General features: G+C 42.7%; 12 protein-coding genes. 6 read left to right on the top strand and 6 right to left on the bottom strand.

Features of this window, described 5'->3' with window-relative positions:
• The first annotated feature begins 197 nt into the window (after positions 1-197).
• Complete coding sequence (locus RM368_RS13300; protein ID WP_322694482.1) at positions 198-1727, top strand: DEAD/DEAH box helicase; 1530 nt, start codon at positions 198-200, stop codon at positions 1725-1727.
• A 196-nt stretch (positions 1728-1923) separates the two neighbouring features.
• Complete coding sequence (locus RM368_RS13295; protein ID WP_322694481.1) at positions 1924-2502, top strand: Uma2 family endonuclease; 579 nt, start codon at positions 1924-1926, stop codon at positions 2500-2502.
• A gap of 10 nt (positions 2503-2512) precedes the next feature.
• Here the strand turns inward: RM368_RS13295 and RM368_RS13290 are convergent, their stop codons facing one another.
• From RM368_RS13290 to RM368_RS13280, 3 genes are all read right to left on the bottom strand, one after another.
• Positions 2513-3460 carry an aldo/keto reductase gene (locus tag RM368_RS13290; protein WP_322694480.1) on the bottom strand — a complete coding sequence of 316 codons (948 nt, stop codon included), beginning with the start codon at positions 3458-3460 and terminating at the stop codon, positions 2513-2515.
• Between the two features lie 415 nt (positions 3461-3875).
• Positions 3876-4100, bottom strand: a complete 225-nt coding sequence (locus RM368_RS13285) for a hypothetical protein (protein WP_322694479.1) — start codon at positions 4098-4100, stop codon at positions 3876-3878.
• 704 nt (positions 4101-4804) lie between these two features.
• On the bottom strand, positions 4805-5638 hold the full coding sequence (locus RM368_RS13280) for an Rpn family recombination-promoting nuclease/putative transposase (RefSeq protein ID WP_322694478.1): 834 nt from the start codon (positions 5636-5638) through the stop codon (positions 4805-4807).
• 244 nt (positions 5639-5882) lie between these two features.
• Here RM368_RS13280 and RM368_RS13275 point away from each other — a divergent pair, with 244 nt between their 5' ends.
• From RM368_RS13275 to RM368_RS13260, 4 genes are all read left to right on the top strand, one after another.
• Positions 5883-7316 (top strand): BCD family MFS transporter, encoded by a 1434-nt coding sequence (locus RM368_RS13275; protein WP_322694477.1) that lies wholly within the window; start codon positions 5883-5885, stop codon positions 7314-7316.
• Between the two features lie 63 nt (positions 7317-7379).
• Positions 7380-8186 carry an inositol monophosphatase family protein gene (locus tag RM368_RS13270; protein WP_322694476.1) on the top strand — a complete coding sequence of 269 codons (807 nt, stop codon included), beginning with the start codon at positions 7380-7382 and terminating at the stop codon, positions 8184-8186.
• 216 nt (positions 8187-8402) lie between these two features.
• Entirely contained in the window at positions 8403-8975 is a 573-nt protein-coding gene (locus RM368_RS13265; protein WP_322694475.1) for a hypothetical protein, read from the top strand.
• Between the two features lie 102 nt (positions 8976-9077).
• Positions 9078-10031 carry an MDR/zinc-dependent alcohol dehydrogenase-like family protein gene (locus tag RM368_RS13260; RefSeq protein WP_322694474.1) on the top strand — a complete coding sequence of 318 codons (954 nt, stop codon included), beginning with the start codon at positions 9078-9080 and terminating at the stop codon, positions 10029-10031.
• 156 nt (positions 10032-10187) lie between these two features.
• Here RM368_RS13260 and RM368_RS13255 read toward each other — a convergent pair whose 3' ends face one another.
• The 3 genes from RM368_RS13255 to RM368_RS13245 form a co-directional block, all read right to left on the bottom strand.
• Entirely contained in the window at positions 10188-10475 is a 288-nt protein-coding gene (locus RM368_RS13255) for a hypothetical protein (RefSeq protein ID WP_322669888.1), read from the bottom strand.
• An 83-nt stretch (positions 10476-10558) separates the two neighbouring features.
• The gene (chlG, locus tag RM368_RS13250) at positions 10559-11605 is read right to left on the bottom strand and encodes a chlorophyll synthase ChlG (protein WP_322694473.1); all 1047 of its coding nucleotides are present in this window, start codon (positions 11603-11605) and stop codon (positions 10559-10561) included.
• Positions 11606-11767: 162 nt separating this feature from the next.
• Positions 11768-12868: an ArsA family ATPase gene (locus RM368_RS13245; protein WP_322694472.1), complete on the bottom strand. Its 1101-nt coding sequence runs from the start codon at positions 12866-12868 to the stop codon at positions 11768-11770.
• Positions 12869-12883 lie beyond the last annotated feature (15 nt).

Below are 12883 nucleotides of genomic sequence, written 5' to 3'. Positions count from 1 at the left end.
TTCGGGGACTCACTCGTGGGCATAGCTTCTCCAAAAGTTAAGGCTTTGCTATCGCCCAAGGCTTACTAACTAGCCAATAACTTAATGAAATGACTAATGACTAATGACTAATGACTATTGTACAGACGCGATTAATCGCGTCTCTACTGACTAAATGACTAATCCAAAAATCCTTACATAAAATTTAGGACGAATTAATGACTCTTTCATTTCAAGAATTAGGCATTTCCCAAGAACGTGTCGAACAACTAGAAAAAATCGGTTTTACCGAACCAACCAACATTCAAGTGCAAGCAATTCCCCAATTGCTAGCCGGTCGTGATGTGGTAGGCCAATCTCAAACTGGAACAGGTAAAACGGCAGCATTTTCACTGCCAATTTTAGAGCGGCTAGATATCAATCAAAGAGCCGTGCAAGCCATAGTTTTAACACCAACCCGTGAATTAGCGATGCAAGTTCACGATGCGATCGCCCAATTCATCGGCAATGAAGGATTGCGGGTGTTAGCAATCTACGGTGGTCAATCAATTGACCGCCAAATGTTGCAACTCAAACGTGGCGTTCACATGGTCGTGGGTACTCCCGGACGGGTGATCGATTTGCTCGATCGCGGCTGTTTAAAGCTCGATCAAGTCAAGTGGTTTGTATTGGATGAAGCTGATGAAATGTTGAGCATGGGCTTTATCGACGATGTAATCAAAATCCTCTCGCAAGCGCCCGTAGAACGCCAAACAGCTTTATTCTCGGCAACAATGCCACCATCGATTCGGATGTTGGTGAACAAGTTCTTGCGATCGCCGGCGACTGTCACCGTTGAGCAACCAAAAGCCGCTCCCAACAAAATTAATCAGGTAGCTTACCTGATCCCTCGCCACTGGACAAAAGCCAAAGCTTTACAGCCGATTCTGGAAATGGAAGATCCAGAAACAGCTTTAATCTTCGTCCGCACCAGACGCACAGCCGCAGAACTCACCAGTCAGTTACAAGCAGCTGGTCACAGTGTCGATGAATACCACGGTGACTTGTCCCAACAAGCGCGAGAACGGTTATTAAGCCGATTCCGTAACCGTCAAGTTCGCTGGGTGGTAGCAACTGATATTGCCGCACGAGGCTTAGATGTCGATCAACTCTCCCATGTGATCAACTACGACTTACCCGATAGCGTAGAAACCTACGTTCATCGCATTGGTCGTACTGGTCGTGCTGGTAAAGAAGGAACAGCAATTTCTTTAGTACAACCATTTGAGCGGCGCAAGCAGCAAACATTTGAACGTCATAATCGCCAAAGTTGGCAATTGCTGTCCATTCCCACACGCGCCCAGATTGAAGCAAGACACATTCTGAAATTGCAAGAACAGGTGCGAGAAGCTTTGATGGGTGAGCGTTTGGCTTCATTCTTGCCAATTGTTAGCGAACTAATAGAAGAATACGATGCTCAAGCGATCGCCGCAGCTGCACTGCAAATCGCTTACGATCAAACTCGTCCCGCTTGGTTGAGTTCAGACGTGGAAATTCCCCAAGAGGAATCCTCCACTCCCAAACCCAGACTCAGTAAGCGTCGTGAATCTTCTAGCGATCGCCCCCGTGCTGCGTGGAAATCAGATAGCAGTAATGGTGAAGAAAGACATTCTTCTCCCAAGCCCAAACTACGGACAAGTGGACAGGATTCTTCTGCATCTCCTAGTAAAAAGATAGGTTCACCGACAGCGAGAGAATCAGCTTCTTAGTCAACAGTTCAAAGTTAATCAATTTTGGATTTTAGATTTGAGGTTTTTTCTTCAATCCAAAATCCAAACCTAAAATTGGAGAGTTGAGAGTTAGGAGTCAAGATTTTGACTTTGGCTCTTGACTTTTTGGCTTTTTGGGTAACTTATTCTACCCGTTTGTAGAAAAATAAATTAAAGATGCATTCTTCGCGGTCTTATGTTCACTATTCCAGACTTAGAGCAACTACAAGCAGAGCATCCAGAATGGCAGATGGAGCTAGTAGACGGAAATATACTTCTTATGGGGCCATCAGATTATGAGTCAGAGGAAATAGGTGCTGAGTTAGTTAGATTACTGGGCAACTGGGTACGCCCACAGAAGCTAGGACGGGTGACTGGTTCAAGCGCTGGTTTCATTTTGCCGACGTTAGAAACAGAAAACGGCAAAGAAGCTGATAACGAAAAACGAAATCTGCGCGCTCCTGATGTATCTTTTGTTCGTGCTGATAGACTGAAAAAAAGCAAGCGCGATTTTGTGGAACTAGTGCCTGACTTGATGGTAGAGATAAAATCTAAGTCAGACCGCATCAAACCACTGGTAGAAAAAATTCAGTTATTCCTACAACTTGGATGTACAGTTGGTATCCTGATCGATCCTGACAAATTGACACTCACAGTTTATCGACTCAACCAAGAACCAATAATTTTGCAAGACAACGACAAACTGACACTACCAGACTTACTACCAGGTTGGGAGCTAGTAGTGTCAGAAATTTGGCCTCCTGTGTTTGAGTAGTTCAAAACTACTACATCCAAGGACGACTAACTTGTTCTAACTCTGCAATTTCATCGTCGCTCAATTTCCAGCCCAAAGCACCAGCATTCTGTCGTACCTGTTCGGCTGTCTTCACCCCAGCAATGGGAATAACGTTCCCCTGAGCAATTAACCAGTTGAGAGCAACTTGGGCAGGAGTGCGATTGTATTTTTCTCCGAAATTGCGTAGCAAAGATATGACTGGGGCAATTTTTTGCAAACCTTCTTTCTTAAATCGCGGGTCTATTTTCCTTGCACCAGTGGGTGTTTCAGTACTATCAATACTGTACTTGCCTGTAAGTAATCCCTGTGCTAGAGGACTATAAGCCAAAATAGTCATACCCAACTCACGCGCAGTTGCGATAATACCTTTGCTTTCAACTTGGCGAGTGAGTAAAGAATAGCGCACTTGATTGACAGCCAAAGGTACTCCACGGGTCGCCAATATTTGATGCGCGTCTCGCATTTGCTCTGCTGAGTAATTACTCACACCGACTGCGGCAATTCTGCCTCGCTTCACTTCATCCGCTAAGGCATTCATCAAAGTTTCTTGGCTTAAAAAGAAGGCAAAAGGCCAATGCACTTGATACAGGGCGATTCGTTCAAGTTGTAAGCGTTTGAGACTGGCTGTTAAAGCATCAGAGACGGATTGGGCTGTAAATCGCCATGGTAGTGGGCCAAATTTTGTAGCGATTTGTACAGGTTGTTGTGTCTGTTGCAGAAATTGCCCCAAAAATTTCTCTGATAGTCCCATTCCGTAGATTTCGGCAGTGTCAAAGAAAGTAATACCAGCTTCTAAGGCTGCGGTAAAAGCTTCTTGTAACTGTTCTGGGCCGTAGGCACTGCCATAATTCCAAAATAGTTTATCACCCCAAGCCCAAGTGCCGATGCACAAAGGTGTAACAACTGGGCCATTTTGCCCCAATGTGATGTTTTCCACGGTTGCAAAATTTAGTTTATTTACATTTCTTTACTTTTATAGTCTATCGTTACAGACAAGATTGGGTGTGGGGCATTGGACACCATAGCTCAAGCTGAAAATGTTTCAACTGATCTGGGTAACGATTATGATGTTTACAATTCTAGACTCTTGAACCAACTCAAATCTCTGTAATCCAACGTCCAAACACTAGCGTTATGTTTTACCCTCATTGTACTTGCTGGGTGCGATCACCAACTTCTTAAAATTCTGTTTCAGTAACAACAGTAAGCTGTTACGCAGCTAAATTTAACGAATAGCATTACCTTTATTTTTAATTTTGCGCTCCCATTTAATAACAAGCTGCATAGCAGCTTAAGAATTGAGGGAGGCTAATAACCTCCCTTTTATGATATTTAAGTGTATTTAATTTTATTTAGGAATTAGATGATTTCTCCTGCTTGGCTTTTTTGATTAATTCTATGTAGACATTAATCTCACTAATTTCTAAATCATGCTCAACTCTGGTTACTTTCCATCTCTCCTTTTTTAAGTAAACTTCCTCTCCTACTCTAGGAGTAAATTGGAGATCATAGAACTTTTTGAGAAAATCTTTTTGATTTTCTTCCCATAATATTACTTTGACTACTTCTTTGCTCATTGCTTATGCCTGTTTTTTTACTAGATGAAGGTAAGTATTTTGAGGACATACATACGGCAAGTTTATCTTACTAATTCAATGCAATAGCGTAGTTAAAACCACAATTTCATATTGATATTTTTATGTGGCTCGATTGCGTCAAATAAAGTTACAGAACAATACTATAACTCTAGTCAGTATTATTATTGGGTTTATTTGAACACTGTTTCTCCGTGGATTGGAGTCTAATAAAACATAAGTAGAATGCGTCAAACTAATAGTTGTTGCAGTTGATTAATACTGATTTATACAGTCATTTAGCAACGCCAAAATTTTTATACTCCCTAATATACTTAAATGGAAAAGGGATTACGGTACTTTGCCCTGTACGAACAAAATCAACATCCATAGTTTCAAGCAGTTGTCTGAATATCAGTTTTGAAACATTCACTGCATTTGGGTCATTCACCATAACTATTTTACGGAGATGGCAAGCATCTTTAAAATGCAATTTCACATTATCTCTTCAAAGCACTGCTTTTCAATGAAGTGAAGAATATAGCAGCTTAAATAGAGGATTTATTTACTCTTTGATAAAATTATGAGCATCTTAATTTGTCACATTTTGGCGCGATCGCTCTGAAAACCATAAAAAGGCAATTGAGGATTTTAATCAAGCTCTCCTCATTTTGCAAAAATATGACAACAGACATGAAATAACCATTCTATGTGTTTTGCTGTGCAGCAAGCTGAACAGCTTCTATATCAACATTGAGGTGTTGAGCAATCTGCTCCACACTCATCCCTGTTTTTAGTAACAGAGGTACGGTAAGTTTCAACATTTCAGCTTCCCGTTCTTCCCGACCTTCCTCTCGACCTTCTTCTCGACCTTCTTCTCGACCCTCGGCTTTCGCTTCCTGATAAACCCTTGTTTGCTCCAAAGTCAATCCCAGCATAGCTTCAACTTCCTCTCTACTCAAGGTCGAAAACTTATAAACGGCAATTGTGGTTATGATGTCTAGTATTTCGTTTTTCGGCAGTGTGTCCGTTTCTTCTAATTTTACTCGCTCAATTAATTGCTTTGCTTGCTGTGCCATCACTTCATCTGATGCTAGAGTCAACTGCATCAAGTTGATACCTATTGGCTGCTGATTAGTCGCGCCTAACTCATCTAAATAGATTCGCTGCACTTGGTCGCTGTTGAGAAATATTCGATGAGTTTTTTGATCGCTTGGTTCCAAAGAGCGTGATGAAAAAATTACCACGCAGAACCAGTCATCGTACTGAGAACGATTCCGGTTCAGGTACATCAGCGACTCGGTAAAAAACCGATGGTAAAGGGCTTCATCCTTTTGGAATTGAACTTCAGCAAAAAAGATTACCCTGGATGTTGCATCCTCTGGAGGTAAAAACACACCATCCATGCGAAAAGCGGTTTCTTTGACTTCAACTGATTCAAATCGATAGTTTTGCCCTTGTAGAGGAGGATTATCAACCAGTTCAAAAAGTAACCCAGGAAAGCGCTTAAAAATTTGATAGTAAATGGAGTCTCGTTTCACTACTTCATCCTAAAATTCTCTTGTTATGAGTAGGCGTAGCCCGTCGTAGACATCGCTGATTACGACAAACCATAAAGATTAATCCTAACTTGGCTGAAGCTTATGCTAATTAAGGAGTATAACTGCTTGCTAAATAACTGCAATCGCAACTTCAACTTTTCGTTCGCTGATTTGGAGCGGGTAGGGTTTATCTTTATTTAAAGAGAGAGAGATTAAATCCTATAAACTATACGAAAAAGTAGCTATGGCAAGCAGTGAAGTATTTGATACCGAAAGAAAATCCCTATCTGTGCCAAGGGTAAACTTGCTGACTATGTTCCGGCTGGGTTTATTTCAGATGGGGTTGAGCATGATGTCTATTTTGACTCTGGGAGTACTTAACAGGGTCATGATTCAAGAAATAGCAATTCCGGCGACGCTGGTATCAGTAGTTCTAGCACTACCCTTATTTGTTGCTCCTTCCCGTGTCTGGTTCGGCCAGATTTCCGATGCCAAGCCTTTATGGGGTTCCCACCGCACAGCTTATGTTTGGGTAGGCGCGGCAATATTTGCGATCGCAGCATTTTTAGCTGTACAAGTAATGTGGCAGATGAATCTTGCTGGAAATAGTACAGGTGCTTGGGTATGGACAACCCAAACAATCGGTTGGACAGCACTTTTGGCTTTCGTTTTCGCTGTCTACGGTCTAGGAATTTGTGCTAGCGGTACTGCCTTTGCTGCTTTGTTGGTGGATATATCTGAAGAAGATAACCGTTCTAAAGTAGTCGGTGTGGTTTGGTCGATGCTAATGGTGGGGATTATTGTTGGCGCGATTATCAGTGCTAGTTTGCTCAAGCAGTTAACTCCAGAAGCAACTGTAGAAACCTTGCAGCCAGCAATCAACCGATTGTTTACTATTGTCCCAGCAATTGTATTTGGTTTAGCGATCGCAGCGACATTTGGCGTAGAAAAAAAATACTCTCAATACTCAACCCGTTCCACACTGGTGAACCGAGAAGATAGCATTACTCTAGGCAACGCTTGGAAAATCTTGACAGCTAGCCCACAAACAGGTATATTCTTCACCTTTTTATTGGTGATGACTATCAGTTTGTTTATGCAAGACCCGATTTTGGAACCTTATGCGGGTCAAGTGTTTAAAATGCCCCTAGCGGAAAGTACCAAATTAAATATTTTTTATGGAACAGGTCTATTGATTGCTTACGGCGTTACGGGCTTTTATATTATCCCGCGTTTGGGTAAGCGCAGAACTGCACGTTTTGGCTGTATGTTGGTAGCATTCTGTGCAATATTGCTAGGTATCTCAGGATTCACAGCTAATGCAGCAGTTCTTAAACTAAGTTTGGTCTTGTTCGGTTTAGCCACAGGTTTCTTAACTACAGCCGCAATTAGCTTGATGTTGGATCTTACCGCAGCAGAAGCCGCAGGTACGTTTATTGGAGCATGGGGATTAGCGCAGTCCATCTCTAGAGGAATCGCCGTGGTAATTGGAGGTACAGTTTTGGATATTGGACGCAAGCTGTTACCTAGCGCAGAGTTAGCTTATGGACTGGTATTCGTTCTAGAAGCGGTGGGAATGGTGCTGTCGATTTGGTTTCTGAATCGGGTGAACATTACAGAATTTCAAACAAGTACCAAGCAAGCGATCGCTTCAGTTTTAGAAAGCGATTTAGATTAAACTGTATAGGGCATGGGGCATGGGGCATGGGACAAATGACAAATGACAAATGACTAATAACCAATGAATGATTTTTGGACAACAATTCTTGATTTTGCCCAAACTACCACTACCAGAGTGGGCAAACAGCTAATGCAAGATTTTGGGCAAGTACAGGCTGACCAAAAAGCTGATGGTAGTCTGGTGACGCAAGCAGATAAATGGGCAGATCGGGAAATTCGGGATGCGATCGCTTCTAGTTTCCTTGGCTACGGCATTTTGAGCGAAGAAAGCGATCGCTCATTTCCCGATACTGAGTGGTGCTGGGTAATTGACCCTCTAGACGGTACAACCAACTTTACACGCGGTATTCCCATCTGGACAATATCTCTGGGTTTACTATATCTAGGTACACCCATTTTTGGGTATATTTACACACCAACCTTGAATCAAGCTTTTCATGGTTTCTGGGCAGGTTCATCTGGTTTAGCAACACCAACAGGAGCATTTCTCAACCACCACCCTATCCACACTAGTATAGATAGTCCTAGCAACAATCACTTTTTTAACCTCTGTTCCCGCAGCACCGCAGTTATCCGCAACGGCTTTCCCTGCAAAATTCGGATGTTGGGTGTAGCTAGCTATAACTTTTTGACAGTTGCTACTGGGGCTACTCTTGGTGGGATTGAGGCGACACCAAAAGTTTGGGACTTAGCCGGGGCTTGGGTAATTGTCCAAGCTGCTGGTGGAGTCTGGGCTTCGCTGAAGTCAGAGCCGTTTCCATTGTCACCAGGAGAAGATTATAGCGATCGCTCTTTTCCCACCCTTGTAGTTAGTCGTCCCGAATTAATTCCGGTATTTCAACCTTTTCTCGAAGGTGTAAAAATTTAATTTGCAGCTCGTTAAACTGGAAACAGCGATCTTGTTAACCAGCCTAGTGGAAAATAGCATAACCGATATTAAACTTAACAAAACCCTAGTTAAACAAAGAATTGAGTATAAAGAAAGCTGGTAATAATCCCGATTTCAGCGCCAGACCAGTGTAGTTATTAATTTAAGTAGTATTGTGGCTTTCATCACACTGGTTAATTTAGTATAAAAAATTTTATGTTGTCTAATCTAGATTTAATTCGAGAGTTTGTACAAAACTCTATTCAGAAAAAAGACGTTTTGTTGTCAAATCCTGTTTTGACAGCGCAAACAGTGTATAAAATCAACCAACTGACAGCAAAATCTGAAGGCGTAATTGCCACTGCTCAACTATCTAACACCCGATCTGAATTCTCGATTTCTCCAAAATCAACCCAGTGGGAATTGATAAATCAGGCATTAGCAGAATATAGTTATATCCTGAAAGGAGAAGTAGATAGTCGGGGTTTCTATCAGTATCAATACTGCGAAGTTCCCAAAGGCTATCAGATGAATTGTACTAAATGTGTAATTCTATGGCGAGCCTGGTGGAAATATTGCAAGCATAGTTCAAGACTAGGGATTCCGTTAGAACTTCTGATTAGAACACGAGATTCATGGTACCCAATTAGAGATTTAATTATCAGTGACGGGCTTCTCTATATCAAAACCTTGGGAAGTGAGATTGCACTTGGCTCAGACGATTTAGTTACTTGGTTAAGCAAAGTTGATGTAACCAAAATTAAAGAAATACCTTCTACAGAGACATAAGTGTGGGTATGGGGTTACGGATGTATGCCCCTATATTTATTATTTGCAAACATTTTTCAAAGTGATATTGACAACATAATTAGGCAAAGGACGTGAAGAGAAATGAAAGGACTTTGGCTCGAAAATAAGCAGTTGCAATTACGCACAGATATTCCGGTTCCTGAGCCGCCACAGGGAGAAGCCTTAGTACGCGTCTTGCGTGCAGGTATCTGTAACACCGATCTGGAACTACTTAGAGGCTACTATCCCTACACTGGTATTTTAGGGCATGAATTTGTCGGCATTGTCGAACAAGGGCCAGAACACTTAGTTAACCAACGCGTAGTTGGAGAAATCAATGCTGTATGTGGGCATTGTCGGTTTTGTCGTAGCGGACAACCAACTCATTGCGAAAATCGTACAGTTTTGGGTATTGTCAATCGCAACGGTGCCTTTAGTGAATATCTTTGTTTGCCGGTAGAGAACCTGCATTTAGTACCCGATAATGTGCCAACAGAAGTAGCAACATTTACTGAACCTGTAGCAGCAGCTTTGGAAATTCAGCAGCAAGTGCCATTGCATCCAAACCATCGGGTGCTAGTAGTTGGAGATGGCAAACTAGGGCAATTAGTAGCTCAGACACTAGCTCTAACGGGCTGTGAACTCGTAGCTGTGGGGCGTCATCAAGAAAAACTGGCTAACTTAGAAGCACGGGGAATAAAAACGAGTCTAGCTGATGATCTTACAGATGGATATTTCGATATCTCAGTAGAATGCACTGGCAATCCAGAAGGATTTGCGATCGCCCGCCGCGCTCTCCGTCCCCGTGGTACGCTTGTACTGAAAAGTACTTATGCTGGCAACCTCAGCCTAGATGCTTCTTCCTTAGTAGTAGATGAAATCACCCTCATCGGCTCCCGTTGTGGCCCCTTTACCCCAGCCCTCCAGCTACTAGCCACAGGACAAATTGATGTGCAACCCCTGATTCATGCCACCTACCCCCTGATTGAAGGGCTTGCAGCTTTTGAACACGCCCAGAGTCGGGGTGTTTTAAAGATATTGTTAGAGATTAGTTAATTGTCATTGGGTATCGGGCATTGGGCATTGGGAAAGAGGAGGCAGAAGGCAGGAGGCAGAAGGCAGAAGGCAGAAGTTCTTTAATTTTGAATTTTGAATTTTGAATTTTGAATTGATCTCTCCCCCTGCTCCTCTGCTCCCCTGCTTCCCCACTCCTTAATATAGATAAGGATTAGTCTTTGGTTGATAGTCACGACAATAGATTGCTTCTTCTGTATTGGCAATAGATGGGCGTACAGTACATTTAAGACGGTAATTGTCGGTAAAAAATTGGCAACCAGTACAGGGAATTTGATGCATTTGCTTGGCTGTACTAACACTATCTCGTGCGGCCGTCCAGAGACTCAACACAACCAGAATAGTTACAGTCCAAGCAACTACAAAACAAATCGGGACTAATAAAGGTTGAATCCCATTAATTAAGAAAAATATCAATTGAAGCATAGTATGTCCTGATACAAATTAGGAGTTAAAAGTATATTAACTCTTAACTCCTAATTCTTAACTTCTCACTATGGAGGTACAAATTAAACGCCAGCATGACCCAAGGCTAAACCTGTTACCAGCATTCCCAGAACAAGGAAAGGTTGGGCACTAGCTTGGTACTTAACATCATTTTTTACGGGGTCACGTAGGAAATACATATCCTGCAAGGTGATTTGCGGGATGATTAACAGTACTAGTATTGCTGCATACAAATTTTCGTGGATGCTGACGAGATAAGCTGCAATCAATCCTTGAAATATATCAATTGTCGCTACACAAATCCACGCCGCAGTGGTGATGCCAAACATTACGGGTAGTGAATTTAATCCTAGCTGGCGATCGCCTTCTACACTCTTGAAGTCATTGACAATGGCAATACCTAATCCAGCCAAGCTGTAGAACATTGTCAAGATCACAATTGTGGAATTCAGTTCTCCAAATAAAGCGTGTCCTGTAGACCAAGGTAGAGTAATGTAGCTTGCACCCAAGGCGTAGCTACCTAGCCAGCCGTTTTGCTTGAGTTTCAGGGGAGGTGCAGAATAAATATAAGCGATGAAAGAACCGATAATTGCGATCGCTGTAATTGTCGGGAATTCATGACCAGACCACACATCGAGCGCAAATGCCAAACCATAGCCAGCAATCAGTAATACCCAAATCTGAATAATTACCTGGGTTAAGGGAATTGCTCCAGAGGGAATCGGGCGATAAGGTTCATTGATGGCATCGATTTCGCGATCGTAGTAATCATTAAGGATTTGGGTGTAACCTGTCATCAATGGCCCAGCCAATAACATACAGGCTGCTACCTTCAACACATTTTCCAGCGTCCAAGTATAGTTACCAGAAGAAGCCGCACCACAGACTACACCCCAAATTAGGGGAATCCAGGTGATGGGCTTCATGAGCTGTAAACGAATTTTCCAAATCGAAGTTTCTCCAGACGCTGCACCTTTCATCCCCAACATCTGCCTAGTTTTCGCACTGCGATCGGCAGATGTGAGCACTTGCTCATTGAGATTATTTGCCACTGAGTCTAGTGCTTCAGATGGGTTAGGGTCTGGGGGAATGGGAGTTGATTCTGACATAAGACGTATTTTTTTTTAGAGTGGGAAGTTAGGAGTTAGAAGTTATGAATTAGTAGAGACGCAATTAATCGCGTCTGTGCAGGAGTTAGGAGTTATGAATTATTATTTTTATTCCTAACTCCTCACTCTTAACTCCTAACTTTGTTCCTACTCCTAACTAACTTAAAACGAAATTATCAAATAATGATTCTGAAACTTTGCTCCAGCAACGGGTCTGCCACTTAGAGCCGGGGGTAAGGGAATATTGCGTCGCTGATCTCCTGCTTCTACCGTGACTTCTGGCCCATATTGGGTAAGTTTGACTTGCTTTTTGTCAAATCCTGGTAAGAATAAGCGTACTTGACGATTGTGGATGTCTATTTCAATAGGTTTGGGAGCCTGTAAAGCTTGTGCTTCAAAGTTGGGTAGAGCGTCTATCAGTGGTTGCCAATCACCCGTGGGCGAGTTGGGAACGACGCTTACAGGTAAGGGTATAAATTCCTCTGACAGGTTGACATTTGTCTCAGTAGACACAAGCAAAACACCACCGACAGTTAAACCGATTTGTTGAGCGCTACCCCATAAATAACGAGCATTTGCTACTTCAATCGGATCTCCTGTAGTCACTAAGAAAGCAGCGAGACGCTTGGGATCGGCCAGAGCGGCTCTCCCCTTTTCTAAGAAATTATTGACTTGGTTAGTGGGAGCGGCAAAGTTATCCGCTGTCCAGTTGATATTGAAAAAACTGCTAATCAGCGGTTGAATCAAGGGTGATTCAGTAATTGTCTTCCCCAAGTCGGAGTTGACAAACAATTGCCGAAATCGCCGGACATACCAACTCAGAGATTCTGGCAAACCTAACATTCGCAACGTTAAAGAGTCGCCCGTGCCATCGTAGACGATCGCATCATATTTGCCACTGGCATCATATTCGCGAATAGCGTTCAGCGCTAGGGCGTTGTCCATCCCCGGCAAGACTACCAGTTCTTGACCAAAAACGTCTTTGAAAATGGGCGTGCGGAGATATTGCGCCTCAAGTTTCTTCACTTCGTCCCAGTTGCGCTCAAGCAATACAGATGTTTGAAACTGTACCGCCTGTAACTTGGGAGAAATTTCTTGAGGTTCGGCAGCAATGGGAGTACCCAACAGGATTGACAATGTTGGTTCTGCTTGTCCTGCTAGAAGTACGCGCTTGCCTTGATTTGCCAATAATTTGGCGGCGGCGATCGCAATTTTGGTACGAGCGGTGCCGCCTTTGCCCAAAAATGTCAATATTAGAGCCATTAGTTGATTCCTATT

It is taken from the genome of Nostoc sp. DedSLP03 (genome assembly GCF_034530815.1).
In the GTDB taxonomy this organism is placed as follows: Bacteria; Cyanobacteriota; Cyanobacteriia; order Cyanobacteriales; family Nostocaceae; genus Nostoc.
The sequence above is the reverse complement of the archived record's forward strand: the minus strand, read 5'-3'. Positions and strand labels throughout refer to the sequence as shown.

Bases quoted from the DNA above. Each gene is read 5' to 3' on its own strand.
- RM368_RS13300 (WP_322694482.1), top strand. From the start codon at position 198: ATGACTCTTTCATTTCAAGAATTAGGCATTTCCCAAGAACGTGTCGAA.
- RM368_RS13295 (WP_322694481.1), top strand. From the start codon at position 1,924: ATGTTCACTATTCCAGACTTAGAGCAACTACAAGCAGAGCATCCAGAA.
- RM368_RS13285 (WP_322694479.1), bottom strand. From the start codon at position 4,100: ATGAGCAAAGAAGTAGTCAAAGTAATATTATGGGAAGAAAATCAAAAA.
- RM368_RS13275 (WP_322694477.1), top strand. From the start codon at position 5,883: ATGGCAAGCAGTGAAGTATTTGATACCGAAAGAAAATCCCTATCTGTG.
- RM368_RS13270 (WP_322694476.1), top strand. From the start codon at position 7,380: ATGAATGATTTTTGGACAACAATTCTTGATTTTGCCCAAACTACCACT.
- RM368_RS13265 (WP_322694475.1), top strand. From the start codon at position 8,403: ATGTTGTCTAATCTAGATTTAATTCGAGAGTTTGTACAAAACTCTATT.
- RM368_RS13260 (WP_322694474.1), top strand. From the start codon at position 9,078: ATGAAAGGACTTTGGCTCGAAAATAAGCAGTTGCAATTACGCACAGAT.
- RM368_RS13255 (WP_322669888.1), bottom strand. From the start codon at position 10,475: ATGCTTCAATTGATATTTTTCTTAATTAATGGGATTCAACCTTTATTA.
- chlG (WP_322694473.1), bottom strand. From the start codon at position 11,605: ATGTCAGAATCAACTCCCATTCCCCCAGACCCTAACCCATCTGAAGCA.
- RM368_RS13245 (WP_322694472.1), bottom strand. From the start codon at position 12,868: ATGGCTCTAATATTGACATTTTTGGGCAAAGGCGGCACCGCTCGTACC.